Raw genomic sequence first — 25597 nt, forward strand, 5'->3', positions numbered from 1 at the left:
GCGCCCTCACGCGCTGGCATCACCTCCGCGAGGGACGAGCTCGACCACCCGCGCCGCCGGCACGCGCGCGCCCACGATCTCGTCCGCGAGGTTGACCCAGCGCACGCAGCGATCGAGGACGACGCTGTCGGACGAGATCACGCCCGCCGCCCCCGCGAGGAGGCGGTCGGGATCGGGGACGAGCGTCGCCTCGATCGAGAGGGGCGCGCCGCCGAGGCGCTCAAGGATCTGCGCGCGCAGCCGCCCGGAGCTGGGGATGGCCGCGTCGAGGAGGAAGCGCGCACGCGCCGCGCCGGCGCCGGCCAGCGCGTCGCCGATCCGATCGATGGCTGCGTCGGTCTCCACGATCGGCGCGTAGCTGCCACGCAGCCCCGCGAGATCGCGGAGCGCCCCGTCCGGCCCGCGCACGAGCAGCCCGCCCGCGAGCGCCACCTCCAGGGTGATGATCAGGTTGAAACCGTCGATGTTCGCCTCCGCGCCCTGGAGCGACGAGGACGGCGCGCAGCGCGCGAGGCGCGACGCCCGCTGCGCATCCGAGCAAGCGGCTCGCTGCAGCGCGAGGCGCTGGCGTGCGGCCAGCTGGTGGTGGTCACCGGCGGTCCGGATCGCGGTGCGCAGCGGATAGCCGCGGCCGAGGAGCCACGTCACCTCCTCGAAGGCCACGCGAAGCGTCCGGACGGCATCGGGGCCGAACAGCCGCTCATCGTCCGGGTGTCCGCCGCGCGGCGCGCCGCTGTTCTCGCCCGCCACGTCACCCGCCTCCGCGGCGCACCAGCACGCCGTCACGCCGTCGGCTCCCCACGCGACTCGATTACCACACTCGGGTCGCCTCCGAGCGCTCATGTCGCGGCGGTCGCCTGGCCGCTCCGCGCCTCGATCGCCGCAAGCGAGCAGCATCCGCCCCCGGAGCAGCTCATCCAGCAGCGTGTGCTCCTGCACGGGACGCGCCTCAGCGCCCCGCTCGCCCGGCGCGCACCGAGCAAGGTCCCGACCGAGCTCCTGGAGGAAAGCGCTTGCGGCAGAGCGCGCGCGCCTCGCTAAAATGCGCGATTTCTGGGGGAGGAGCGGAGAGAGAACGATGGCAGCCCACGGATACAGCTTCGTCACGGACAAGGCGTTCAGCGCGTTCGCGCGGGATCTCGAGCACGGCGCGTGGAAGGGCGTCTTGATCGGCAGGTACGATGTTCCGAGCCGCGTCCCGACGGCGTTGCTCTTCGAGGCGCCGAGGCCGGTGGTGTGGAAGCTGCGCGCGCTCTGGAGCATCGCGGCGCTCGACGAGGCGCTCGGGGTGGCGTCGGCCGCGGCACTCGCCGAGCTCGACGCGGAGTGGGACGCTGCCCAGCGAGCGCTGCACCTGTTGCTGGCGTCGGCGGCCGAGGGCAGGGATCCGGCCCACCGCGACGCGGCGATCCGGCTGCGCAGCGCGCTTCTCGCGGGGGCTGGCACCGAGCAGACCCAGTACGGGTACGACGCCGAGGTCGACTTCGGCTGGCACCAGGTCGCCATCGCGAGCAAGGCGCCGCGCTCCGCCGACGTGAAGAAGGTCGGCGCCGGCGCGTACCTGAAGCGCATCGAGGAGGCGACCACCGCGCTCGCCAGGGGGCTCGGCCGGAGCTCCGGCCAGACGCGCGCGATCGCGCGCTCGAAGCGCATCCGCGAGGCGATGGCCGCGTGTACCTCGGCGTTCAACGCCATCCACGACGAGATCAGCTGGCTGCTCGAGCACACGCCCAGCGGGAAGCAGCGCGAGCTCCTCGAGGCGCTTCACGCGCCCTTCCTCGCGCTGCTCGAGCGGAGCCCACCGCGCGCCCTCACGGCCGACGAGAAGGACGACACGGCCACCGCGGAGCCACCGTCGCCACGGCTGGACAGGCCGGAGAGCACCCCCGCCTGAGGCGTCCGACGCCGGAAGACGCGCCTCGCCCCTCGCCAGCACCCGGCAACGCTTTCCTCTCCCTTGCCAGCCCCCGGCAGCGCTTCCCTCGCCCCCTGCCGGTGACCGGCAGCACGTCCTGCCCTTGTTGCCGCCGCGCTTGCAGCGAGTTCCTCGGACGGAACCGCGCCTTCTTGTGACGTTCTGCTATCCTCCGCCGCCGTGATTGTGGACCAGCCCCCCACACCTGCCCCTCACGAGGCTCCGGAGGACCGTGCCACGTTCGGGCTCTCCGCCTTCGATCCTCGCCCGAGCCTCATGGCGCCTTCCATCTCGCCGGCCGCCTCGGCGGCGCCGCACGTCTCGGTGGTCGTCCCGGGGCTGAACGAGGCGGAGAGCCTGATGGAGCTCGCGCAGCGGGTGGATCAGGCCTTGAAAGGGCGCTTCTCCTACGAGCTCATCTTCGTGGACGACGGCAGCACGGACGACAGCTGGGGCGTCATCTCCAGGATCCGCGCGGAGAACCCGGTCGTGAAGGGGATCCGGCTGCGGAAGAACTTCGGCAAGGCGACGGCGCTCACGGCCGGGTTCCGCAAGGCGAGGGGCGAAGTGGTCGTCACGATGGATGCCGATCTCCAGGATGACCCGGCCGATCTGCCGAGCTTCATCGCCAAGGTCGAGGAGGGCCTCGACGTCGTGGTGGGCTGGAAGGTCAACCGCCTCGACCCGGCCAATCGCCTCGTCCTGTCCCGGATCTTCAACGGGACCGTCCGCGCGGTCACGGGCGTGAAGCTCCATGACATGAACTGTGGCTTCAAGGCCTACCGTCGCGAGGTGCTGCGCACCATCCCGATCTACGGAGATCTCTTCCGGTACATCCCGGCGCTCGCCGCCTGGCAAGGCTTCCGCGTCACAGAGATCCCTGTGCGCCACCACGCCCGCAAGTACGGCACCTCGCGCTACGGACTGGAGCGCATCCTGCGCGGCTTCTTCGACCTGCTCAGCGTCATGTTCCTGACGCGCTACTCGAAGAAGCCGATGCACCTCTTCGGCCTCATCGGCCTGGTCTTCGCGGCGACCGGGGTGACCATCAACGCGTATTTGACGTTCCTCTGGCTGCTCGGTCACAAGATCGGGGACCGGCCGCTGCTCCTCCTCGGCGTGCTGATGATCCTCCTCGGCATCCAGTTCTTCTCGATGGGTTTCATCGGCGAGTTCCTTACCTTCCAGATGCAGCAGCGCCACCTGGCAGACGAGCCGCCCATCCGCGAGGAGTTCGAGTGATCTCCGAGCCTCACCTCGATCGGTCCTGGGTCCCTGCGTCCGGGCGCCTCTCCTCTCTCCAGGCCCTCTGCTCCGCGGCGCCGCGCTGAGCGCGCGGCCGGGGTTTGCCGTCGTGAGCCGCACCGCCCTGCGCGCCCTCGTCCGCCTGATTGGCCCGCTCCTGCTCGTCCTCGTGGTCATGCGCATGGACGACCGGGACGCGGTGCTCGGCGCGGTCGTATCGGCCTCTGCTGGCCCGCTCGCGCTCGCGGCGGCGCTGAACGTCCTCAACATCCACCTCAAGGTGGTCCGCTGGGACGCGCTGCTGCGTGCCCGGGGCATCGTCTATCCGCTTCGGCGTGCGTGGAGCGCCTACGCCACGTCGCTCTACGTTGGCATGCTGACCCCTGGCCGGGTCGGCGACCTGCTCCGGATCCGCTACCTGCGCCACGACCTCGGCGTGCCTTACGCGGAGGGGCTGGCCACCGTCGTGATGGACAGGCTGTGTGATCTCTATGTGCTCGCCGCGTTTGTCGCGGTCGGCGTCGCCCGTTACAGCGCGGTGATCGCCGGCCGCCTGGCCTGGCTGACGTGGGGTGGAATCGCCCTCACGGTCCTGGCGCCCCTCGTGTTGCTCATCCCCGGGCTCGCCGAGCGGCTGCTGCTCGCGTTCTCGCGCAAGCTCGCGAAGGATCCATCGGAGAACGCCGAGCCCGGCGCGGCGAGCCGCTTCCTCGTCGCGCTGCGCGCTCATGTCGGGCGCGGGCTCCTTTTCACGCTCCCGGTCACGGTGGCGACGTTCGTCGTCAACTTCGCACAGGGCTACCTCATCGCGCGCGCCCTTGGCGTACCGCTCTCGCTCTTCGACGTCACCTGCTTGCTCGCCATCGCGAACCTGCTCGGTCTCTTACCGATCTCGATCGCTGGCGTAGGTGTCCGTGAGTTCTTCTTCTCCCTCGTATTCCCTTCGCTCGGCTTCACCGCCGAGCACGGCGTCAGCTTCGGCCTGCTGGTCTTCGCCGTCATCTACCTCATCGTCGTCGCCGTCGGTTTCGTGAGCTGGCAGCTGGCCCCCCCGCCCACCTCCTCAGCCCCGTCCACCCCCCGATTCGGCTAGCGACCCGAGCTCCTCCCTCGCCCGCAGGAGCGAGCTCGAGCGACGAGCTCTTTTCGACGTACTCAGAGCGAGATCGGGGTCGTGAGCCGAAGAGGCTCCCCCTCGAAGGCCGGCACCCGCGCTGCAGCGGCTCGGAACGCGTCGACCACGCACGCGCCGACCTCGGTCCCGGCGAAGGGCGCCCCGTCCAGCTCCACGTGGGCCTCGCCGCTCGGCGCGAAGATCACGGTCACGCTCCCCTCCCCGCTCGGCCCGTCCGGCTGCCAGCAGCGCTTCGCCCGGACACGGCCGTGCTCGAGCGCTGCACCCGCGGCCTTACCGACCCGGACGCGCGCCCCGTCGACCCGGCTCGACCAGGCGTCGTACCCCTCGTGAGAGCGCGACGACACCTCGGCAGAGGGGGGGTACGCCCCGCCGCGCTGCAGGCAATGCGAGGGGCGCACCATCGCATAGCCCGTCGCGGTGGCGAAGCTGCACACCGCGAGCGCCACCAGCAGGGCCCGCTGCCCACCGCCCCGGCCGAGCGGCCCGTCGAGCGGCCCATCATCGTTCGATCCGCCACGCAACCGCTCGACCTCCGCACGGATCTCCGCGATCTCCGCGTCCCGGGCGGCGAGCGCCGCATCCCGCTCCTTCAGCTTGGCTTCGAGGGTTTCGATGCGCGCGCGAGCCGCATCGAGATGATCCCGGTAGTGCGACATGGCGCCATTCTACCGCGGGCCGCGCGTGGCGCCCTGCCCTTCCCGCGACCTCGCGTCGTTACACGTCCTTCCGCGTCCTTTCGCGATGTTCCCCCCGTTCCTTGACAGCGGGGGGTGGGGTCAAGTAGCCGAGGACCCGCCTCACCTATGCTAGAGAACCACCGCACCAGGCTGAACAGCGCGCTCGCCAAGCTCGACGGCGCCCTCGAGCGGCTCGCGCGCGCCGCCTTGACCCTGGCGCCGTGGCCGATCCTCTACGGCATGAGCATCGCCGTGACGGCCTGGGTCTTCACCCACCCGAGCCGGCACGCGCAGCTCGACACGAACAAGCTGACCGAGGTGGAGCGCCGCTGGATGGCCGGCGGCGCCGTCGCCGCCATCGTGGGGGTCGCGCTCGCCTACTTCCTCGTGATGCTGGCGCGGCGGGCCCGCACCCGCTCGTGGGATTTCGTGGGCACCGTGGGCCGCCTCAACCGCGCCCTGATCCCCCTGCTCGCGCTCCCGTTCGTCGCCGCGCTCAAGCTCCCGAACATCGAGAAGGATAGCCCGAAGAGCACGATCTTCTTCGCCGCCCTCGCCGCCCTGGCCACGGGCGCCGGCGCCTACGCCTGGGGCCGCCGCGTGCGGCTCTCGCCCGGGCTCGACGATGCGTCCGAGCTCGATGGCGCGCCCGCTCGCGGAGGCCGCGCGCTCGCGACGGTCGCGCGGTGGCTCCCGCCGCTGGCCCTGCTCGCGATGTGGACGGGCTACACGCTCTTCTTCTCCCGGCTCGCGATCACCAACCACCACGCGCTGCACACCAGGACGCCCGACCTCGGGTACTACGACAACATCTTCTACCAGACGATCCACGGACGGCCGCTCGGCTGCTCCTGGCTCAGGGCCGGTTACCACGGCTCCGCGCACTTCGACCCGATCCTCATCCTGCTCTCGCCGCTTTACCTCATCTACCCGAGGGCGGAGTTCCTCCTCATCCTCCAGTCCGCGTGGCTCGGCGCCGGCGTCGTCCCCGTGTACCTGCTCGCGCGCGACAAGCTCGATCACCGCGGCAAGGCGCTCCTGCTCGCCGCCGTGTGGGCCATCTATCCGGCCCTGCACGGCGCGAACATGTACGAGTTCCACTCGCTCGCGCTGATCTCGCCGCTCGTCGTCTGGCTCCTCTACTTTTACGAGACGGGCAGGGACAGGCTGTACTGGGTCACCCTCGCCGTGCTGCTGCTCTGCCGGGAGGACGTCTCCCTGCTGATGTGCTTCATCGGGCTCTACGCCATCTTCGACCGCCGCGGCGTCGGCAGAGCGCGCCTCGGCTGGGTGACCATCGCGACGAGCCTCGTCTACTTCGTCATCGTGAAGCTGTTCTTCATGACGTCGGCGGGCATCATCATGTCCGGCAAGGACGCCTATTCGTTCGCCTATTACTACGAGGAGCTCATGCCGAACCGGAGCGGGCTCGGCGGCATGCTCGTCTCCCTCCTCACGAACCCCGTCTTCGCGCTCAAGGTCCTGCTGGAAGAGCCGAAGATCATCTTCCTGCTCCTGCTCTTCGTCCCCCTCTGCTTCCTGCCGTTCCTCGCCAAGCCCGGGCGCTGGATGCTCGCCTACGGGCTCCTGTTCTGCCTGCTCGCCTCGCGCGACGCGGTGTTCTCGATCCACTTCCAGTACTCGTCGATCCTCTTCCCCATCGCGTTCGTGCTGACGCCGATCGCGCTCAAGCGGATCGAGGGCTCCGGGCCGACCGCGTACTTCGGGCTCGACGGGCGGCGCCTCTCTCGCGCGCTGCTCGCCGCCATGCTCGTGGCGGCCGCGCTGATGTCGTGGAAGTTCGGCGGCCTCGTCGAGAACGCGTCGTTCAGGGGCGGCTTCTCCCGCGTGGCGCGCAAGCTGACGCCCGACCAGGAGGCGACCTACGCCTGGGTCCGTCAGCAGGTGGAGGCGATCCCGCCCAACGCCATCGTCGGCGCGACGAGCAAGATGGGACCGCACGTGTCGAACCGGAAGGAGGCCTATTTCTATCCGGGCGACCGCGCCGCGACCGTCCAGTACGTGCTGCTCGACGAGGGGGAGCTCAAGGGCAAGGACCTGGAGCGCCACAACGCGGCGGTGAAGCGCGGCGAGCTCGAGGAGCTCAGCCGGCTGAAGAAGATGGCGCTGTTCAAGCGGGTGAAGCCGCCGTCGAAGGCGCAGCCGCCGGCCCCGGCGGCCTCCGACGAGCCCCCTACCGGAGACCCGCCCCCGGAGCTACGAAAGCCGGACCGAAAGGACGGCGGCGCGCCGCCTGCGCCCTCCAGCACCGCGGAGCAAGATGAAGACCCTCCTCCTGGCCCATGACTTCAACGCGACCTCCGAGATCGCCCTCGACAAGGCGATCGAGCTCGCCCGCAAGCTGTCCGCGAAGATCGTCGTGGCGCACGTGTACAGCGTGCCCGTCTACAGCTTCCCGGAAGGCTCGTCCCTGATCCCCTCGGCCGAGGACGCCGCGCGCATCGCCGATGCCGCGCAGCGGAGCCTCGATCAGGTGCTCGAGCGCCGGCGCGCCGCGCCCGGCGTCGAGATCTCGGGCGTGCTGCGCGCCGGCGTCCCCGACGAGGAGATCTGCCGCCTCGCGGACGAGATCGGCGCTGACATGATCGTGATCGGGACCCACGCGCGCGGCGCCGTTGCGCGGGCGCTGCTCGGCAGCGTGGCGCAGCGGGTGGTGAGATCGGCAAAGATCCCGGTCCTGTCGATACGCGGATCACAAGCGGCCTGATGTAGGTGACATCACGAAACGATCGGATTCGGTGTCCGGCGCCGCCAGATCAGGGGTTAGAAATTTCCCGACTTCCTGTCAAATGCGTCCTGCCGCGACCACGAAACCTCGTTGAAACATTGGGCACGTTACGCCCGTGCCATGAAGATCGACACTGGGGATACGGCCTGGCTCCTCGCATCGACAGCCCTCGTCCTTTTCATGACGCCGGGCCTCGCCCTGTTCTACGGCGGCATGGTGCGCCGCAAGAACGTGCTCGCGACGCTCATGCACTCGTTCGCCGCGCTCGCGGTGATCTCGGTGCAGTGGGTGGCCATCGGGTACTCGCTCTCGTTCGGGACCTCGCACGGTGGGCTCATCGGCGGGTTCGACTTTGTCGGTCTGCGCGGGATCGCGACGGTGGAGCGCGGCACGGTGCCGCACCTCGCGTTCGCGGCGTTCCAGATGATGTTCGCGGTGATCACGCCCGCGCTCATCGCGGGGGCGTTCGCCGAGCGGATGCGGTTCTCGGCGTACCTGGTCTTCATCCTGCTCTGGTCCACGCTCGTCTATGACCCGGTGGCGCACTGGGTGTGGGCGGAGAAGGGCTGGCTCTTCGAGATGGGCGCGCTCGACTTCGCGGGCGGCACCGTGGTTCACCTCGCGGCGGGCATCTCGGCGCTGATCTGTGCGCTCGTGCTGGGCAGGCGCACGGGATATCCGCACGAGCGGCACGTGCCGCACAACCTGACGATGACCCTGACGGGCACGGGCATCCTGTGGTTCGGTTGGTTCGGCTTCAACGCCGGCAGCGCGCTGACGTCGGGCGGGCTCGCGGCGCTGGCGCTGCTCGACACGCACCTTGCGGCGGCGGCGGGCGGCGCGGCGTGGCTCCTCGTCGAGTGGGCGCAGCGAGGCAAGCCGACCGCGCTCGGCGTGGCGTCCGGCATCGTCGCCGGGCTCGTCGGGATCACGCCCGCGGCCGGGTTCGTGGCGCCGTGGGCCGCCGTCGTGATCGGCCTGCTCGCGGGCGTGGTGTGTTATGCGGCGGTCGTCTCGAAGGAGCGCCTGCGCTACGACGACTCGCTCGACGCGTTCGGCGTCCACGGCGTGGGCGGCCTCCTCGGCGCGGTCCTCACCGGCGTCTTCGCCGAGAAGGCCCTGAACGAGGCCGGCCGTGACGGCGTGATCGCCGGCAACCCGGGGCAGCTGGTCCCGCAGCTGGTCGGCATCGCGGCCGTCGGACTGTACGCCGCGATCGTGACCTTCGTGCTCCTCAAGCTGGTCGACAAGCTGATCGGCCTGCGCGTGCCCGAGAGCGACGAGCGCGAGGGCCTCGACGCCACCGAGCACGGCGAGACCGGCTACGCGCTGTAGCGACACAGAGGGGGGCAGCCACAGACCCAGGTCGGCAAGGGCCCCGGACGCGCTCGTCCTCCCGGTGAGGAGGGATACGCGCGGCCGGGGTGCCGTCGTTGTTGCCTCCCCCGGGGCGCACCGCTAGAGCGACGGACGGTTCGGACCGAAAGGCGCCGAGAGCGCCAAGAGAGCTCGACAATCTCTTGGCGCTCCCGGCGCCCTGACGGTTTCTACGCTCGAACCGATCGGTGCTCCATCTTGCGCCGAACCTTCCCCCTGGGCGCGCGCCGCGAGCGAACGCCCCGTCATCACGGAGCAGACAGGCATGAGCGGCCATTCCAAGTGGGCCACCATCAAGCGCAAGAAGGGCGCGCTCGACGCGAAGCGCGGCAAGCTCTTCACGAAGCTCATCAAGGAGATCACCGTCGCCTCGCGCATGGGCGGCGGAGACCCGAACGGCAACCCGCGCCTCCGCAAGGCGATCAACGACGCCAAGGGCCAGGCGATGCCCGCCGACACGATCAAGCGCGCCATCCAGCGCGGCACCGGCGAGATCGAGGGCGCGAACTACGAGGAGATCCTCTACGAAGGGACGGGGCCCGGCGGGACGCTGTTCCTCTGCGAGGCGATGACCGACAACCGGAACCGCACCGTCGCCGAGATCCGGAAGATCTTCGAGAAGAACAACGGGCAGCTCGGCGCCGGCGGCTCCGCGCAGTGGGCCTTCGAGCGGAAGGGGATCATCCTCCTCGCGAAGGACGCGGCGACGGAGGATCAGCTCATGGACACCGCCGTGGGCGCGGGAGCCGACGACTACAGCGACCAGGGAGAGGAGTGGCAGGTGCTCTCCAGCGTCGACGTGATGGACACGGTCGTGAAGGCCCTCGAGGACGCGAAGATCGCGGTGAAGTCGAACTCCGCGGGCTACGTCCCCAAGACCAAGAAAGAGGTCGCGGGCCGCGACGCCGAGGTCTGCCTGAACCTCGTCGACTCGCTCGACGACCACGACGACGTGCAGAACGTCTACGCCGACTTCGACGTCCCCGAAGAGGAGCTCGCGAAGCTCGAGGGCTGATCCCGCGGCGGGCGCGAGCCCGTCACGGCCGCCAGATCGGGAAGCTGACGATCGCCCACGAGAAGAACGCGTGGGCGAAGACCGCCGGAGCCAGGCGCCCGGTCCGGTGCACCAGGCGACCCCAGACGATCGAGCAGCCGAAGCCCGCCGCGACGAGCAGCGGGTTCGGCCCGGCCACCGGATCCGCGAGCAGGAAGAGCGTGGGGGCGTGCGCGACGGCGAACAGCGCGCTCGACAGCAGCCACGCAGCGACCTGGTCGAGCGGCCCCTCCAGGGCGCGCAGGACGAGCCCGCGCCAGACGATCTCCTCCAGCGCGGCGATGACGAAGACGAGCGCGCCGGCGAACACGCGCGCGTCGGCCTCAGGGTCGCCGAGCTGGAGGTAGAGGCGAAGGACCCACGCCTCGCGAGGCGAGCCCCGCGGGGCGAGCAGCAGCTGCACTGCCATGGCGAGCCCGTAGAGCCCCGCCGCGACCAGGGCGCCGCGCGCGAGATCGCCCGACAGGGGGCGGAGCGCGGCGCGGAGCTCGCCACGCCGGCGGAGCCACATCACGGTGATCGCCGTGAGGACGGCGTAGAGCGCGCCGAGCGCCGCGAGCATGAAAGGCGTGCCCGCGCGACCGGGATCGAACGCGAACGAGACGGCGAGCGCGACGCTGACGGTGACGGACGCGGCGATGAGCGCTGCCTCGCGGCGCGATGAGCGCGGCGGCTCGCGCGGATCGATCGCCCGCGGATCGCACGACGAGGCCGGGGCGGCCGAGCCAGAGGCAGCCGGAGGAGCCGCGGCGGAAGGTGCCGCGGCGCGATCTTCGCCCGAGATCATCGCGCGCTCGCCTGACTCGTCTGACTCAATCTCAATTGCAAGACCCGGTCGAGGATACGGTCCGCGAGCACCGGCTTGGGCAACACGCCGAGCGCGTCGGCGGCGTCGCGGGTCACGAGCGTGGCGCGGTTGTCGTCCCGGCCGAACGAGTCCGCCGCGTGGTTGGCGACGATCATGTCGACGCGCTTGCTCGCGAGCTTGTGCCGGGCATAGGCGATGACCCCCTCGTCCGTGGCGGTCTCGACCGCGAACCCGACGAGCACCGGGGAGCGCGCTCCGTCGGCGCCGCCAGCGCCCGCCAGGCCCCCGCGCGCCGCGCCGATCTCCGCGAGCAAGTCAGGGTTCGGCACGAGCGAGAGCGACGCGAGGTCGGGCGTCCGCTTCAGCTTGGTCGCGTGCTGCTCGGCCGGGCGGTAGTCGGACACGGCGGCCGTCATGATGAGCGCGTCAGCGCCGCGCAGGTCCTCGCCGAGCGCCTGCCAGAGCGCGTCGCGCATCGAGAGCGCCCCGCGCACGTCGACCCGGCGCGATCCGGGCGGCGTGGAGAGCGCCACGGGGCCGGCGATGAGCGTGACCTGCGCGCCCCGCGCCGCGGCCCGCTCCGCCACGGCGAAGCCCATCTTGCCGGTCGACCGGTTGCCGAGGAAGCGCACGGGATCGAGGTCCTCGAGCGTGGGGCCCGCGGTGACGACGACGCGGAGCCCCTCGAGGTCGCGCGGGGCGAGCCGCGAGAACGCCGCGGCCGCAATCGCCGCCGGCTCGGCCATGCGCCCGAGGCCGCGCTCGCCCGAGGCGACCTCGCCGAAGACCGGGCCGACGAGCTGCACGCGCCCGTCGGCCTCGAGCGTGGCGACGTTCCGCGCCGTCGCGGGGTGAGCCCACATGCGGGGGTGCATCGCCGGCGCGGCGAGCACCGGCCCCCGCGCGCACAGGGCGAGCGCCGTCACGAGGTCGTCGGCGCGCCCCGCGGCGAGGCGGGCGATCACGTCGGCGGTCGCGGGTGCGAGCAGCACGAGATCGGCCTCGGCGGCGAGCGCGACGTGCAGCTCGCCCGCGAAGCCGGGATCCCACATGGTGTCGCGCACCGGCTCGCCGCAAAGCCCGCTGAGCGTCATGGGCCCGAGGAACTGCTGCGCCGCGCGCGTCATGATCGGGAGCACGCGCGCGCCACCCTGGATCAAGAGCCGGGCCACCTCGGCGGCCTTGTACGCGGCGATGCTGCCCGAGACGGCGAGCGCGACGGTCGGCCGCGCGTTGGCGGGGGCTTGGCCAGCGGGCGGCAGGGCGGAGGCCTCTGGGCGAGGTGCGAGAGATGACGGCGTTCGGCCAGACATGGCGTAGGTGCCAGCGTGGGTCGGGGGTCGATCCGGCGTCCACCGTGGCACGAAAATCGCGAACCGTACAACGGCACAACGGCACAACGGCACACGGCACACGCTGCGCCTCGGGCGGCTGCTCGGGGCCTGCGCTGCGGGCAGAGCGCTCGTGCCGGCGCGCACGCCGCGCGCAAACGCGCGCCGACACGCGCCAACGCGCCCGCGCAGCCAGAAACCCGGCAGAATTTTGGGGCGTGGCAGTGGCATCACCCGCCAGGAGCGCGTAATGGGATGAGCTCCTTCAGAGGAACACGACAACGATGGCAAGCACCGTCCTCACCGGCATCAAGCCCACTGGAACGCCGCACCTCGGCAATTTCGTAGGGGCGATCAAGCCGGCGCTCGCGCTCGCAGGGACCGCGTCGAACGCGCTCTACTTCGTCGCCGATTATCACGCGCTCAACGTCATCCACGACGCGCAGAAGCTCCGGAGCCTGGTCCACGAGGTCGCCGCGACGTGGCTCGCGCTCGGCCTCGATCCCGAGAAGGTCATCTTCTACAGGCAATCCGACGTTCCGGAGATCTTCGAGCTCAGCTGGATCCTCTCCTGCTTCACGGCGAAGGGGCTCATGAACCGCGCCCACGCCTACAAGGCGGCTGTCGCCAAGAACATGGAGTCCCGGGCCGGAGCGTCGAGCGCCGCGGGCGTCGAGGACAGCGACGACCTCGACGCCGGGATCAACATGGGCCTCTATGGCTATCCGGTGCTGATGGCGGCCGACATCCTCCTGTTCAAGACGAATGTCGTGCCGGTGGGCAAGGACCAGGTCCAGCACATCGAGATCGCCCGCGATATCGCGCAGCGCTTCAACGCGATCTACGGCCCGACCCTGGTCCTGCCCGAGGCGCGCATCAGCGCGGAGACGGCGGTGATCCCCGGCCTCGACGGCCGCAAGATGAGCAAGAGCTACGACAACACCATCGCGCTCTTCCTGCCGCCGGAGAAGCTGCGCAAGACGATCTTCAAGTACAAGACGGACTCATCGCCACCGAGCGAGCCGAAGGATCCGAACACCTCGCCGCTCTTCCACCTCTACCGGGAGTTCGCCACACCCGAAGAGGCGGAGGCGCTCCGCGGCCGCTACCAGAGCGGCATCGGCTGGGGCGAGGCGAAAGAGGCCGTGTTCGAGGTGCTGAACCGCGCGCTCGAGGAGCCGCGGCGCCGCTACGCCGATCTCATGGCCAACCCGGCCCGCGTCGACGCGCTGCTCCTGGAAGGCGCCCAGCGCGCGCGGGCGCTCGCGGGCCCGACGCTCCACGAGGTGCGCCGGGTGATCGGCGCTCGCTGAAGGCCGCGGCGGCGGCGCTCGCCGCGAGCCTGCCGAGGCCGGCTCGCGGCGAGCGCCGCCGAGCAGCCGCCGTCGGCTTCGTTCGAGGCCGCCCGCTCAGCCGCCGTCGCTCGTCGTCGTCTTCTTCTGGTTCTGGCGTCGCTTCTTGCCCTTGCCGCCCTTGGCCTCGTCCCCCGCGAGGTCCCGCTGGCCACGGGCTTCTGGCGCCGCCCCGCCCGGGGCCTGCGCGACGGCGATCCCCTCGGCGGGCGGCGCGTCCTCACCCCGCGCGCGGCCGCCTTCGCCTTCGTTGCGCTCATCCCCCTTCGCGCGGAACGTGCCGAACCCCGCGCGCTCGGTCCAGCCGCGCTCGCCCGTGAGCCCGGGCTCGCGGCTCTCGACGGTGCCGCCGCCCGGCTCGGGGCCGGTCACGCCCGGCGTGCGGACGTCCGGCCCCTGCGTGACGACGAGGTACTCGTCCGCGACGTACTCGGGGTGATTGTCGTCGGCCGTCTTGGCCTCGGGGTCGCGCGGACCGCTCCCGACGTGGATGATCTGCGCGGTCGGCGGGTAGCTGTCGCTCCACTTCTCCCGCACCGCGTAGGCGCCGTCGCGGACGACCCGCGAGCTCGTCGTCTTGAAGCCGGGGATGCCGCGCTGAGCGAGCGCCCGTATCCCTTCGGGCAGCTTCGGCGTCGGGCGCTCCAGCTCCTCGAACGGGATGACCTCGTCGATGCGACGGAAGTACGTGACCGTGAGCTTGCGCGAGGGCCCGAGGATCTCGGCGCGCACGACGCCGCCGGCCACCGTCTCGTGGAGCACGATCGGGAAGTCGAACGGGTTCCTGAAGCGGTAGTTGATCGTCGGGTAGACGACGGTCGCGTCGAGGCCGAGCTTGATGTAGTAGCTCGGGCGGGAGTGCGGGTAGCGCTCGACGATCTCGAGCCCGGCGAAGAACGCGGCGCCGTGGAGCGTGCCCGAGATCTGGCAGGTCCCGCCGCCGAGCCCGTCGACGAGCTCTCCCTGGGCGATGACCGGAGCGACGCGGTACCCGTGCGCCTCGTCGCGCGGGCCGACCGTCTCGTTGAAGTCAAAGATCTCGCCCGGCATGACGACCACGCCGTCGAGCTTGGACGCGGCGAGCCTGAGGTTGTACGTCCTCTCCTTGGATCTCCCTCCGGTCGCGTAGCGCGTCTCGAAGTAGCCGAGCACCTGATCGAACTTGACGTTGCCGAGCTGCTCGGCGACGAGCTTCGGCGCGATCGTCTCGACGCTGGCCTGCGCGGCGTCCTCGCCCGCCCGGAGGGCGGCGTCGATGCGCGCGAGCGTCCCGTAGACGTCCAGCCGATACCCGATCTTCTCGGGCTTGAGCTGCTTCGCCTCGAGATCGACATACGCGTCGACCGCGGGCGCGTCGAGCTCGACCTTCAGGTCGAGCAGCTTGCTGATCGCGCGCTCGGAGTCGAGGAGGAGCGGGATCGGGATGTCGAGCGGCGCGTCCTCGTCGCGCTTGTCGCCATCGCCGGCCCGCTCGTGCGCGCGGCGGAGCGCGCTCTCGGGGCGGAGCGCCTCGCGCACGAACTCGGCGAGGCGGACCCGGTTGATCTCGACGCCGAGATCGTTGCGGTGGAGCGCGCGCGCCGAGCCGTCGGGGAGCACGATCCGGATCTCCCCGGTGGCGTAGCGGCGCACGAGGTCGAGCGCGTTCGCCACCACATCGCCGCCCGTCGGCACCGGCACCTGCGCCACGCGGAGGATCGGCGGGGGCTTGGGGCCGTCGTCCAGCGGGGGCGGCAGCACGAGGTAGGTGATGACCAGGCCGCTCGTGACGAAGATCGCCACCAGCGCGGCGAACCTCCAGAGCTCCGGCGAGCGGCGAAGATCCATACGAGGGCGGGCATCTTGAAAAGCGTTGCCCGAACCGTCAAGCGAACGCGGGCGCGGGGCGCCGCTAGGGGGCGGGCCGCGTCACATCGGAGCCGCCGCGCGGCTCCTTCGATGCGGCGCGCGCGGCCCTGAGGAGCGGCTCCTTGATCGAGCCCGCCTTGGGCACGAGCAGGGAGCCCCGCTGGCGCGGCGGGCCGCCATGCGGCGAGGAGCGCAGGAGGAGCGCGCCGGCGAGCACCACGAGGACCACGAGGCCGACCGTCGCGGGGACGAGCCAGCGCCGCGCGTGGCCCTCCTCGGGCGTCGTCGGCGGAGCGCCCTGCGGCGCGGCGGCGCCGCGCTCTGCGCTCGCGCGCCCGGGCTGGGCGGCGGCTTGCGGCGAGCTCTGCTGTGACTGCGGATAGTCGGAGTCGATCGCGCGCTCGCGCGCGATCTGCATGGCCTCCTGGATCGCCGCTCGCCGCCGCTCGCCGCGCGGGCCGAGCATCTGCTGCATCAGCGCGGCGAGCTCATCCGAGGTGGCGACGGGCGTCGCGGGCGACAGCTGCTCGATGGACTGGCGCAGCTCGGCCATCGTGGCGAAGCGCTCGTCCCTCGGCTTCGCGAGCATCCTCATGATGATGCGCCCGACGTCCTCCGGGAGCGACGGGACGAGGGTCCGCGGCGGCTCGGCTGCCGCCGTGTCGCAGATGCGGCGCACCGTCGCAGGATCGTTCTCGGCGTGGAAGGGGTGCTTGCCCGTCACGAGCTGATAGAAGACGATCCCGAGCGTGAACACGTCGGTGCGCCGATCGATGGGCTCGCTGCCCGCCTGCTCCGGCGACATGTACGCGTACTTGCCCTTCACCTGGCCGACCTGGGTTCGCTGCAGGTTCGAGGCGGCCTTGGCGACGCCGAAGTCGAGGATCTTCACCGACCCGTCGTATCCGACCAGGATGTTTTGCGGCGAGACGTCGCGGTGGACGAGGCCGACGGGCTTGCCGTCGCGGCCGCGCAGCTCGTGCGCGGCGTGCAGGCCGAGGGCCGCCTCGGCCACGATGCGGAGCGCGAAGGGGAGCGGCAGGCCGCCGCGCGCCTTGCTCTCGCGGAGAACCAGGTTGAGCGGCTCGCCGTCGATGAGCTCCATCACCTGGTAGAGGACGCCGTCCTCCTCGCCCACATCGATGGTCTCCGCGACGTTCGGGTGATGGATCTGCGAGACCAGGGTGGCCTCGTCGAGGAACATCGCCTCGAAGTCGGGATCGTCGCTCAGCTCGGCGCGCAGCAGCTTGACGGCGACGATCCTTGGGAGCTGGCCGCCCGTTCGAGCGGCCCACACCGAGGCCATGCCCCCGAGCGCGATGGGGACGAGGAGCTCATAGCGACCGAGCGTGTGGCCAGCGCGTACTTCTCCCATGGTGCTCACGTGCCGCGTAACCCCGGAGCGAGGCAGTGCCCGCCGGGAATCGAGCCCGCCGAGCGCGGCCCGCCGCGGCCCGCCCACTACGGCGGGTCCGCAAGAAGCGCTCGGTGTGCCAGGTGGTGCTCTTGATCGAAAAATGACCGCGTGCGCCCGGAATGCGACCGGGCGCCTGGTGTTCGGATCGTCGCAGAGAACGCCTTGGCGCTCAACCCGGAACGCCGTTCAGGTCGCAGCGTGATCTTTCACCGATCCATCGCGGAGCGGGCCCGGTCGCGCTCAGCGCGTGAGCCCCCGTGCCTTGGAGAGATCGCCGGTGTCCTCGGCCGGCGCGTCGGGCTGCGAGGACTCGGGAGAGGGGATGACCTTGCGCAGCGCTGACAGGTGTCGCTTGGTGACCCCTGTCACCGCCAGGATCTGAGCGTCGGTCGCGCGGCGCACTCCTTCCATGGAACCGAGCTCCCGGAGGAGCGCCGTCCTCACCGCGCTGCCAAGCCCTGGGATGTCCTCGATCTCAGAGCGGAGGCGCCGCGCCTTGCCGAGCCGCTTGCGTGCGTGGTTTGCGAAGCGATGCGCCTCGTCGCGCGCGCGCGCCAGGAAGAAGAGGGCGGAGCTCGTGGATCGGAGCGGGATGCCGTTCTTCTGGCCAGGCAGGTAGACGCGGTCGACGAGCTTCTCTCCGGTCTGCGTCTCCCGCTCCTTCGCCAGACCGACGATCGGGAGGCCGTGCAGGCCGAGATCGCGCGCCGCCGACAGCGCCACCTGAAGCTGGCCGCGCCCACCATCGACGACGAACAGATCTGGAAGATCCCACTCGCCTCCGCCGGCCTCGGCGCTCTTCGACGCATCGCACGCATCACCCCCCGAGCCAGCGATCTCTCGCTCCTCATCAGCGGACACCTGCGTCCCTTCCGTCTCCGGCGGAGCGTCGCTCGCTGTTGCCAAGCCGATGTCCTCATCAGCCACGTCGCCCTCCGGCACATCGCTCTCGGGCGCGTCGCTCTCCTCCGGATCGCTCTCCATCATGTCGCTCTCGGTGACGCCCTCCATCCCATGGCTCTCAGGCGCGCCTTCGGCGCCGAGGGCGGCCTCGCTGTCTGCGGTGGACGCGGGGCTCGCCTGCCGTGCGGCCTTTCCGCGGCGGAAGCGCCGTGAGAGCACCTCGTACATCGCGGCGTAGTCGTCGCCGTCGGCCACGCTCTTCACGTTGAAGCTGCGGTAGCGCTTCTTGTCCGGCTGACCATCGAGGAGCGCCACGATCGATCCCACCGTGTCGCCGCCGCCGAGATGCGAGATGTCGCAGCACTCGATGCGACGCGGGAGCGTCGGGAGACGAAGGCGCTCCCTGAGCTCCTCGAGCCGGGCCTCGAGATCGTCGGAGCTCCGCTGCTTCTCCCGGAACGCGTGAGCTGCGTTCTCGCTCGCCATCTTGAGCAGATCGACGCGGGGCCCGCGTTGAGGCACGAAGAGCGCCACCTTGCGGCCGCGCCGATCGCCGAGCCACTCCGCAACGCCCTCCGCGCCGTCGGGCAACACGGGCACGAGGACCTCATCGGGGATCGTGGTGGACGCGACGCCATAGTACTCGTTCAGGAAGCCGCCGAGCACCTCGTCATCCGGCAGCTCCATGTTGCGGAGCGAGAAGGACAGCGTGTCTGTCACGCGCCCCCTCCGCACCAAGATCACTTCGACCTCCACGAGCGTCCCCTCGCGGTAGATGCCCACCACGTCTTGATCGACGTCCTTCACGTAGACGACGCGCTGAGCCTCGCGCACCGCCTCGACCGCCCGGAGCTGATCGCGGTAGATGGCGGCGCGCTCGAACTCGAGCTCCCGCGACGCGTCCCGCATTCGCGTGGTGAGCTCGCCCGTGAGCTCGTCGTGGCGCCCTTCGAGGAAGAGCGCGACCGAGCGGACCATCTCCGTATAGAGCTCCCGGTCCACATCCATCACGCAGGGCGCGAGGCAACGCTTGATCTGGTACTGCAGGCAGGGGCGCCGGCGCGACGCCATCTCGGTATCGGAGCAGGTGCGGAGCTGGAAGTGCTTGTTGACCAGGTGGAGCGTCCGCCGCGCGCTCGTCGCCGAGTGGTAGGGCCCGAAATAGCGCGCCTTGTCCGGGGCGGGACGGCGGACCGTCTCGAGCATCGGCCACGCCTTCTGCGTGTCGAGCTTGAGGCAAAGGAAGTCCTTGTCGTCACGCAGCTTGACGTTGAACCGCGGCTTGTGCTGCTTGACGAGCTCGTTCTCCAGTACGGCCGCTTCCTTCTCGGTGGCGGTCACCACCGTCTCCAGATCGGCCACGATCTTCCGGAGTATCGGGATGAAGTACCTGGCGTCGCTCCCGCTCTCCTGAAAGTAGCTGCGGACGCGCGAGCGCAGGCTCTTCGCCTTGCCGACGTAGACGACGGCGCCGGCCTTGTCGATGAACAGATAGCAGCCCGGCGTCGTCGGGAGCGACGCGAGCTTGGCGGCGAGGAGGGCTTCGGGATCCTGCTTGGCGCTCGGGTTGACCACGGCCGGAACGATCTAGAAGTCGCGCGCGCCGGCAGCAAGCGCCGCGATCATGGCTCCTCCCGTGGAGAGCGGCCGACGCGGCCCGCGCCGGTTCTCCTTTACATCTAGAAAAACGCCGTCATGTGACGCGGCGCCGCTCGCCACGGAGCGACGGGGCAGAACGCCCAGGTCGAGATGTCGAGCGAGTCGCCCGACCCGACCGCGACGTTCGCGAGGCCATGTTCGAGCCGAAGCGAAGGCGACACGAACGCGCCGGCCGGACTGCGGGCGATCGCCGCCGCTCGGCGGGGCGGGAGTCCGGCGCGCACCACGTTGCCATCGGCGCGCGCACGCGCGCGTCGTGATCACGTGAGCCGCGCGAGGCGCACGCGGGCAGGTTGATCACGTGAGCCACGCAGCGCGCGGGCGCCGTGATCACGTGAGCCGCGCAGCGCGCACGAGCGCCCTGATCACGTGAGCCACGCGGCGCGCGCGAGCGCCTGATCACGTGAGCCGCGCAGCGTGCGCGGGCAGCCTGATCACGAGAGCCGCGCGCGCCGCGTGTTGACCCGCGGCTCTCGTGAGGCCACCCCATCACGGTGCGCCGCCGTCACGCGTCGCACGACCGCCCGTGTAGGAGGCGGCGCTGGCGACTGGGGTGATGGCGCGCCGCGCCCACGTCGACGCGAGACATGCCCTCGCTCAGGCAGTAGGCCCGACGGCAGGTCTTCGCGGGAGGAGGTCTCGGGTGTCGAGCGCTCCTGCTTCGTGGCCTGGCGGACGACGGCGTCTTCGCCTCGGTCGCAATCCGGCGCGACTCCCGGTCGCTCCATCGCGCCCAGTCCGTCTGGAGCTTCCTGACCTTGAGAGAGGTCGCCCGCTGGAGAGCAAGCTTGCCCGTACCGGCCATCGGTGCCCGCTTGTACCCGCCGTAGCTGCGCTTCGGGCTCTCCCCGCAAGCCACTTTCAGCCCGCCGGGCGCCACGGTGGCGAGCGTCTGGGAAGCATCTGGCAGGAATCAGGGAGGAACCTGGGAGGAAGCTCGGAGGAAGCTCGGATGGCCGATGGGAGGACCGATGCCCGGTCGGAGCTCCATCGTTACCGCGCACCCTCTAATCAGGTTGCCTGAACCCGAAAGGACTTGTATGGTCGTAACACCACCAGCGACTGCCCGTTCGATACCCGGGTCCTGGGGCCAGAAGGCATCGGCGAACTGAGCCTGCGGCGCCACCGGCCCCGTGTCTGGTTCCCGTTCGCTGCCGTCCAGGTGCGCCGCTGCGCCTGGTGTCGGGCGGCCCCCGAGGTGGGAGTGCGCGTCGAACAGCCGAGGAGTGACGAACTGTCCACCAGCGTCCATCACCACCGCCCCGCTCGGGGGATCGATGTCGCCCTCGGCGGCGGCGGTGAGCTTTGCCCCCTCGCGCGGGAGCGAGCCGCGGGCGAGCGTCACCCTGGTGCCCAGCACGAGTGTCACCCCCTGAATCAGGATGAGCGGCTGAGCAGGAGCGGCGGCCTCGTGGCCTCCCGCAGGGCGACTTCCGGCTTGCCGGGGCGGCCGTCGGAGCTCGGGCACGGCGAGCGGTTTGGGAGACTCGGCCGGAGGCTGGGCAGCTCCAGCACAGCCGCAAAAAGACGCAGCCAGACCGGAGGCGACATGGCCTGGGGGCTGCAACGTGGGTGGGAGCAACCGCGTCGGGCCGCCGCGCCGATCAGCCAGGGGGCTGTCCTGGCAGGTGGGTGGGGTAGCCCTCATGACGTCGACACCGCCGGAGGGCGTCTCGACGGCCGACACGTTGCGGTCGATCCCGGAGAGCGGCTCGGTCGGGAGACGAGAGCTCGGGCATACGGTTACGCCGCCGGAGCAGGGTGGAGTGCAGAAGTGAAAGGCTGCCGCTCCGGCTCACCGGCGATCGACTGGAACGGCGACCTCGGCCATGACACCTTTCCTCATCGCGGGCGCTCCACCCGGGGGGTCGGGCTCCTGCACGGTCCCTCGGTCAGGTGCCTGCCTCGGCCGCTGCGCGGTGGGGCGCGTGTGTCCGGAGCACAGGAAAGCAGATCTTCATGGGAATGTCGCTGGCTCCCCTCGGTTACGGGGCTGCCCACGGCACGCGCGCTGCGGCATCCAAAGCGGCTGCGCGGTGCAGAGAGGAGCACGGCGCTGTCCATCGCACCCTCTTGGGTTGGGGCGGAGCCTGGCTTCGCGACGCGACATCGCCAAGGAGACGAGGTGGCTGGAGTCCGGCTCGACCGGTCGCCCCCAGCACCCCACGACCCGACGGGGAGGTGGCGAGCGCGGGTTCTTGACGCACGTTGAGGGGACACCTCTCGAATTATTTTCAAGCAAGGTGCTGTTCAGCAGTTGACAACTCTAGCTATTCATGGGACGCGAGATCCAATGAGCAACGTCGAAACCGAGATCAAAAGCCACGTTGATGCATTCGTCTCTCAGCTGAGCGGACTTGTCCGCAAAGCGGCTCTCGAGGCTGTCGCCAACGCCCTGCGAGGGGAGGGCCAGCCGGTCGCTGCGGCCGCCGCGCCGCGCAAGGTGGGTCGGGCCAAGGCCGCTCCTCAGCAGCCTGCGGAGGTCAAGAAGGCGGCCGGTCGCCCCGCTCGCGCTGCGAAGCCCACCCGCAAGAAGGGCGAGAAGCGCTCGAAGGAAGAGCTCGCCGCCATGACGCAGAAGGTCCTGGAGCACATCCGGAGCAACAGCGGCCAGGGCGTCGAGCAGATCGCCAAGGATCTGGGCACCACCACGAAGGAGCTGACCCTCCCGATTCGGAAGCTGCTCGTCGAGAAGAAGATCACGTCGAAAGGAGAGAAGCGGGCTACCAAGTACTTTTCCCGCTGAAGCCAGCATCGACGCTCTCCAGAAGGGTCCGGCCAAACCGACCGAGGTCGACGCCCCGCCTTCCCGCAAACCCAGCAGGGGAAATCGCGGTGAGCCAGGAGCTGTCCCGGCAGGCGCGGAGACGTCGCACATCGGAGCGGAGCAAGCTCCGCAGCCGTACACGCCGCTGGATGCCCCTCAGGAAGTCCCGCCAAGCCATGTCGTCTCCTCGTAGGACGACGGAGAATTCCGCTCGCAAGGCCCGTCAGCTGCCGCCCGACCGCTGCTGAGCGGCTCCGCCTGGTGACACGACACAGGCGGCGCCGCTCCGCGCTCGCGTCTGTGCACACATGTCCGCTCTGGTGCCCAGGACGCTAGGTTACCGAGCCGCCATGCCCGTGCTCTTGTCGACGTCGGATCGGGAGAGAGCACCACGTCAACACCCGCTGAGCCCCCAACATATCGTGGGGCATCATCGAAGGACCACCACATCTAGTTTCGCGTATCAGCGATCCCGTCGGGTCTCCTGTCACGCAGCGCTGACGCGGCCTCGAAACGGACGCTGGGGCGTGAGGCGGGCGGAGCTCCAAGGAGACGAAAGGGAGGGTCACCGGCGCGACGACGCGGCGCAGGAGTCTGGTCATCCGGGGCCGGACTCCCGCCGGGCGGTGCTCGCTCCGTGGGGCAGTGAGCGTGGCCGGGACTGCCGACATGGCAGAGCACGATCGGCGCTGCGCGCAAGCGTCGTTGCTGTGAACGCCTGACCCGCTCCGCCCATCCGGCGCCTTCTCGACGATCGCACGGCGCCCTCGGCGCCACACTGGACCCGGCCGGCCCGGCGCTCAACGCACCTCCACGGACACCTGGACAGGACGCCCCAGGCGGATATTGCCGGCTTGTGGGCGAGCCCGACGCCTCTCAAGGAGGAGCCACGAGAGGCCTATCGGCCTCTAGCGATCAGGAAGGGACATGGACAGCGGGACTCCGCGGCCATGCCCGTGGGACAGGCATGGTCTGTGCCATCAGCGCGGGATCAGAGCGGAGAGCGGTCGCTCCACCCGATAGCGCGGCTCGTGTACCGAAAGGAGCCGCGAGACCAACGCGTCAACGTACTGGACAGGTTCTAACCATCCGCGGTGATCGAGCAACTGGGGGATGCACAAGAGGTCGCACGCTGGATCGGACACCCCGCCAACGGCCGCAGACGCTGAGCGCGCTGTGACGGCGGTGGGAGGATGAGAGCTCGCGGGGAAGGGCGACTCGGGCTCAGCGCTGGGCTCGGCTCCCGACGATGAGGACATTCGAGAAGGGCGTTTTCCCCCAGGCGGGCATCGTCTCGCAGGAGAAGCCGAGCTGCTCGAGGAGCGCCGCGATCTCTCGGGCAGGACGGAAGCGCACACGCTCGCCCCGGTTGAATCGAAGCGCGGTGAAGACACGCTCCTCAAGGAGCGTGATCGAGCTCCTCAAGCCGCGCTCGGTGTCCGCCTCGCGGACGAGCAGGCGCCCGCCCGGACGAACCGCGGCCGCCGCTCGCCGCAGGATCGTGTCCTGCTCCTCCACGCGAAAGTAGTGGAGCAGGTCGATGAGCAGCACGGTGTCTGCAGTTCCGAGCTCGGCCTCGCGCGCGTCTGCGCACCAGAACTCGGCGTTCAGCGAAGGGGCGGCTTGGGCCGCGCGATGCGCGCCGGGCGGGCCGGGCGACTCGGACGAGCGCGGGAGAGATGCGCCAGAGCCCTCGCCGGCCGCGCGCCGGGCGTCCTCTATCTTGGCTCGGTCCCAGTCGAACCCACGCGCGCGCTCGGCCCTCCCCAGCTCGAGCAGGAGAATCGGCAGCTGGCCAGCCCCGGTCCCGATATCGAGGACCTCCCCGAGCGCGCCGGGGCGGTCGCCAGCGATGTCGGCAATCAACCGGGCGATGGGGTCGCCGAGCAGCTTGAAGCGGACATAGTGAAAGCGGGTACGCTGCGCCGGCGTAGCGCCCTCAGGCGGGCTGTACCTCCCGGCGACGCGCTCGACCGCGTGAACCCACGGCGGCGCATCCCCGGGGAGCCGATACGGCTCCATCCTGCTGCTCTGCAGCGAGGGAGCGCGGCGCCGCTTCAGCGTGACGAGGACGAAGATCAGGCCGCCGCCGAGCGCGGCGAGCGCGAGCCCGACCACCGGGGCGCCGAGGAACATGTACTCGGGGAAGTCCGAAAGCGCTTGCGCCCAGCTCATCTTTTCGTAGAGGCGCAGCCAGCGACCCGTGCGGAGGTACGCTCCGACCTGGACCTCGGCCGTGAGCAGCGCTGGCGCGAACAAGGGGTTGGAGATGTTCGCGGCGACCCAGGCAATCGCCGCATCCAGACGGAACCACAGACAGAGGAGGAGCACGAGCGGCGTGTGGCAACCGAAGATCGGCTGCGACCCGATGAACAGGCCGATCGCGACCGCCACGGCGGTCCGGCCGGCGGACAGCTCGCTGCCACGGAGCTCACGCCACGCGCGGCGCGCCTCCTCTCGGAGGAGAGAGTATTTCGCCAACGTTCAGGGTTTGCTTTCCCGTGCAGCACGATCCGTCTCACCCGCTGCATCGGCCGTCGTCTTGGAGAGGATGTCGCTCACGGTCGTGGGTGTCGCCTCGTCGAGCGCGTCCCACGTACCGCCCGCCGCGGCGGCCGGCGCCGGCTCGCCTGACACAGCGCCCGCAGCGCGCCCGCTCCGCTGCGCCTCCAGCGTGCGAAGGTACATCTTCGCCGTCCTGTTGTCGGGATCGAGCGCGAGCGCCTCGCGCCACTCGGCGCTCGCCTGATCGGGCGCACCAAGAGAGAGCAGCGCGACCCCGAGCAGCACGCGCGCTGGTGCGTACTTCGGGTTCGCGTCGCGCGCGGCGGCGTAATGCTCGCGAGCGAGCTCCAGATTCCCGGCGTCGCGGTACATCGTCCCGAGGCGCAGCTGAAGATCCACGAACGTCGGGCACAGCGCCACAGCCCGCGTGAGCTCGGCGATCGCTTCCTGCGCGCAACCCGCGTCGGCATAGGCCTGCGCGAGATCGGCGTGCATGTTGGCGATCTTGCCGCGCGCGAACGGGTCGAGGGCGCCGGCTCCCCCCTCGCCGCGGCGGATGCGAGAGTAGACCTGCCGTGCGGCCTCGTATTTGCCGAGGTCGTTGTAGGTGACGGCGAGGTTCAGCAGCGCTTCCGTGTAGTGCTCGTTGAGCTGCACCGCGCGCTCGAAGTGGGCCTCGGCCGCAAGGAAATCACCGCGTTCGTGGAGAATGACGCCGAGCATGTTGTAGACGTCCGCGAAGCGGTCGGTTTTCTCGATGATCTGTCGCAGGGCATGCTCGGCGAGATCGTACTCGCGCCGCTCGTAGTGCTCCCTGCCGAGAACCAGAAGTTGCTTCAGCCGGTCGTCCAT

General features: G+C 70.4%; 19 protein-coding genes. 10 read left to right on the forward strand and 9 right to left on the reverse strand.

The genetic code is table 11. The features are described 5' to 3' along the window. Positions 1–6 precede the first annotated feature (6 nt). Positions 7–939, reverse strand: a complete 933-nt coding sequence (locus WME79_RS40315; protein ID WP_437525992.1) for a DUF434 domain-containing protein — start codon at positions 937–939, stop codon at positions 7–9. 139 nt (positions 940–1078) lie between these two features. Here WME79_RS40315 and WME79_RS40320 point away from each other — a divergent pair, with 139 nt between their 5' ends. The 3 genes from WME79_RS40320 (at position 1079) to WME79_RS40330 (ending at position 4253) form a co-directional block, all read left to right on the forward strand. Beyond that, positions 1079–1894 (forward strand): hypothetical protein, encoded by an 816-nt coding sequence (locus WME79_RS40320; protein WP_437525995.1) that lies wholly within the window; start codon positions 1079–1081, stop codon positions 1892–1894. A 297-nt stretch (positions 1895–2191) separates the two neighbouring features. Continuing rightward, positions 2192–3157 (forward strand): glycosyltransferase family 2 protein, encoded by a 966-nt coding sequence (locus tag WME79_RS40325; protein WP_437525998.1) that lies wholly within the window; start codon positions 2192–2194, stop codon positions 3155–3157. Between the two features lie 112 nt (positions 3158–3269). Next, positions 3270–4253, forward strand: coding sequence for a lysylphosphatidylglycerol synthase transmembrane domain-containing protein (locus WME79_RS40330; protein ID WP_437526001.1), 984 nt, complete (start codon positions 3270–3272; stop codon positions 4251–4253). Positions 4254–4315: 62 nt separating this feature from the next. Here WME79_RS40330 and WME79_RS40335 read toward each other — a convergent pair whose 3' ends face one another. Then, the gene (locus tag WME79_RS40335; protein ID WP_437526003.1) at positions 4316–4954 is read right to left on the reverse strand and encodes a hypothetical protein; all 639 of its coding nucleotides are present in this window, start codon (positions 4952–4954) and stop codon (positions 4316–4318) included. Between the two features lie 147 nt (positions 4955–5101). Here WME79_RS40335 and WME79_RS40340 point away from each other — a divergent pair, with 147 nt between their 5' ends. The 4 genes from WME79_RS40340 to WME79_RS40355 all read left to right on the forward strand — a co-directional run bounded on the left by WME79_RS40340 (position 5102) and on the right by WME79_RS40355 (position 10116). Then, entirely contained in the window at positions 5102–7282 is a 2181-nt protein-coding gene (locus WME79_RS40340) for a DUF2079 domain-containing protein (RefSeq protein ID WP_437526006.1), read from the forward strand. Then, positions 7257–7703, forward strand: a complete 447-nt coding sequence (locus tag WME79_RS40345) for a universal stress protein (RefSeq protein WP_437526009.1) — start codon at positions 7257–7259, stop codon at positions 7701–7703. The genes WME79_RS40340 and WME79_RS40345 overlap by 26 nt, the downstream gene beginning before the upstream one ends. A gap of 141 nt (positions 7704–7844) precedes the next feature. Next, the gene (locus tag WME79_RS40350) at positions 7845–9059 is read left to right on the forward strand and encodes an ammonium transporter (RefSeq protein ID WP_437526012.1); all 1215 of its coding nucleotides are present in this window, start codon (positions 7845–7847) and stop codon (positions 9057–9059) included. Between the two features lie 307 nt (positions 9060–9366). Next, complete coding sequence (locus tag WME79_RS40355; RefSeq protein WP_437526015.1) at positions 9367–10116, forward strand: YebC/PmpR family DNA-binding transcriptional regulator; 750 nt, start codon at positions 9367–9369, stop codon at positions 10114–10116. 22 nt (positions 10117–10138) lie between these two features. On the opposite strand, the gene WME79_RS40360 is transcribed toward WME79_RS40355, so the two are convergent. Together WME79_RS40360 and coaBC are read right to left on the reverse strand one after the other, a co-directional pair. After that, positions 10139–10942: a CPBP family intramembrane glutamic endopeptidase gene (locus WME79_RS40360; RefSeq protein ID WP_437526018.1), complete on the reverse strand. Its 804-nt coding sequence runs from the start codon at positions 10940–10942 to the stop codon at positions 10139–10141. Beyond that, positions 10939–12276 carry a bifunctional phosphopantothenoylcysteine decarboxylase/phosphopantothenate--cysteine ligase CoaBC gene (coaBC, locus tag WME79_RS40365; protein WP_437526021.1) on the reverse strand — a complete coding sequence of 446 codons (1338 nt, stop codon included), beginning with the start codon at positions 12274–12276 and terminating at the stop codon, positions 10939–10941. The genes WME79_RS40360 and coaBC overlap by 4 nt, the downstream gene beginning before the upstream one ends. Positions 12277–12578: 302 nt before the next feature. Between coaBC and WME79_RS40370 the strand changes: the two genes are divergently transcribed. Next, positions 12579–13607 (forward strand): tryptophan--tRNA ligase, encoded by a 1029-nt coding sequence (locus tag WME79_RS40370; protein WP_437526023.1) that lies wholly within the window; start codon positions 12579–12581, stop codon positions 13605–13607. A 96-nt stretch (positions 13608–13703) separates the two neighbouring features. On the opposite strand, the gene WME79_RS40375 is transcribed toward WME79_RS40370, so the two are convergent. The 3 genes from WME79_RS40375 to uvrC form a co-directional block, all read right to left on the reverse strand. Then, entirely contained in the window at positions 13704–15473 is a 1770-nt protein-coding gene (locus WME79_RS40375) for a VanW family protein (protein WP_437526026.1), read from the reverse strand. A gap of 64 nt (positions 15474–15537) precedes the next feature. Continuing rightward, entirely contained in the window at positions 15538–16869 is a 1332-nt protein-coding gene (locus WME79_RS40380) for a serine/threonine-protein kinase (RefSeq protein WP_437526029.1), read from the reverse strand. A gap of 282 nt (positions 16870–17151) precedes the next feature. Then, positions 17152–19389, reverse strand: coding sequence for an excinuclease ABC subunit UvrC (gene uvrC / locus WME79_RS40385; RefSeq protein WP_437526032.1), 2238 nt, complete (start codon positions 19387–19389; stop codon positions 17152–17154). 1730 nt (positions 19390–21119) lie between these two features. Between uvrC and WME79_RS40390 the strand changes: the two genes are divergently transcribed. Beyond that, positions 21120–21251 carry a hypothetical protein gene (locus WME79_RS40390; RefSeq protein WP_437526035.1) on the forward strand — a complete coding sequence of 44 codons (132 nt, stop codon included), beginning with the start codon at positions 21120–21122 and terminating at the stop codon, positions 21249–21251. Positions 21252–21766: 515 nt separating this feature from the next. Next, on the forward strand, positions 21767–22219 hold the full coding sequence (locus WME79_RS40395) for a DNA-binding protein (protein WP_437526038.1): 453 nt from the start codon (positions 21767–21769) through the stop codon (positions 22217–22219). 1245 nt (positions 22220–23464) lie between these two features. Here WME79_RS40395 and WME79_RS40400 read toward each other — a convergent pair. Both WME79_RS40400 and WME79_RS40405 read right to left on the reverse strand, forming a co-directional pair. Next, positions 23465–24721, reverse strand: a complete 1257-nt coding sequence (locus WME79_RS40400; protein WP_437526041.1) for a DUF2062 domain-containing protein — start codon at positions 24719–24721, stop codon at positions 23465–23467. Positions 24722–24724: 3 nt separating this feature from the next. Next, positions 24725–25597 carry a tetratricopeptide repeat protein gene (locus WME79_RS40405; RefSeq protein ID WP_437526046.1) on the reverse strand — a complete coding sequence of 291 codons (873 nt, stop codon included), beginning with the start codon at positions 25595–25597 and terminating at the stop codon, positions 24725–24727.

The sequence above is a fragment of the Sorangium sp. So ce726 genome (assembly GCF_051521405.1).
In the GTDB taxonomy this organism is placed as follows: Bacteria; Myxococcota_A; Polyangia; order Polyangiales; family Polyangiaceae; genus Sorangium.

Bases quoted from the DNA above. Each gene is read 5' to 3' on its own strand.
- WME79_RS40390 (WP_437526035.1), top strand. From the start codon at position 21,120: ATGACGTCGACACCGCCGGAGGGCGTCTCGACGGCCGACACGTTGCGG.
- WME79_RS40375 (WP_437526026.1), bottom strand. From the start codon at position 15,473: ATGGATCTTCGCCGCTCGCCGGAGCTCTGGAGGTTCGCCGCGCTGGTG.
- WME79_RS40370 (WP_437526023.1), top strand. From the start codon at position 12,579: ATGGCAAGCACCGTCCTCACCGGCATCAAGCCCACTGGAACGCCGCAC.
- WME79_RS40345 (WP_437526009.1), top strand. From the start codon at position 7,257: ATGAAGACCCTCCTCCTGGCCCATGACTTCAACGCGACCTCCGAGATC.
- WME79_RS40340 (WP_437526006.1), top strand. From the start codon at position 5,102: ATGCTAGAGAACCACCGCACCAGGCTGAACAGCGCGCTCGCCAAGCTC.
- coaBC (WP_437526021.1), bottom strand. From the start codon at position 12,276: ATGTCTGGCCGAACGCCGTCATCTCTCGCACCTCGCCCAGAGGCCTCC.
- WME79_RS40320 (WP_437525995.1), top strand. From the start codon at position 1,079: ATGGCAGCCCACGGATACAGCTTCGTCACGGACAAGGCGTTCAGCGCG.
- WME79_RS40395 (WP_437526038.1), top strand. From the start codon at position 21,767: ATGAGCAACGTCGAAACCGAGATCAAAAGCCACGTTGATGCATTCGTC.
- WME79_RS40325 (WP_437525998.1), top strand. From the start codon at position 2,192: ATGGCGCCTTCCATCTCGCCGGCCGCCTCGGCGGCGCCGCACGTCTCG.
- WME79_RS40355 (WP_437526015.1), top strand. From the start codon at position 9,367: ATGAGCGGCCATTCCAAGTGGGCCACCATCAAGCGCAAGAAGGGCGCG.
- WME79_RS40350 (WP_437526012.1), top strand. From the start codon at position 7,845: ATGAAGATCGACACTGGGGATACGGCCTGGCTCCTCGCATCGACAGCC.
- WME79_RS40405 (WP_437526046.1), bottom strand. From the start codon at position 25,597: ATGGACGACCGGCTGAAGCAACTTCTGGTTCTCGGCAGGGAGCACTAC.
- WME79_RS40380 (WP_437526029.1), bottom strand. From the start codon at position 16,869: ATGGGAGAAGTACGCGCTGGCCACACGCTCGGTCGCTATGAGCTCCTC.
- WME79_RS40360 (WP_437526018.1), bottom strand. From the start codon at position 10,942: ATGATCTCGGGCGAAGATCGCGCCGCGGCACCTTCCGCCGCGGCTCCT.
- WME79_RS40335 (WP_437526003.1), bottom strand. From the start codon at position 4,954: ATGTCGCACTACCGGGATCATCTCGATGCGGCTCGCGCGCGCATCGAA.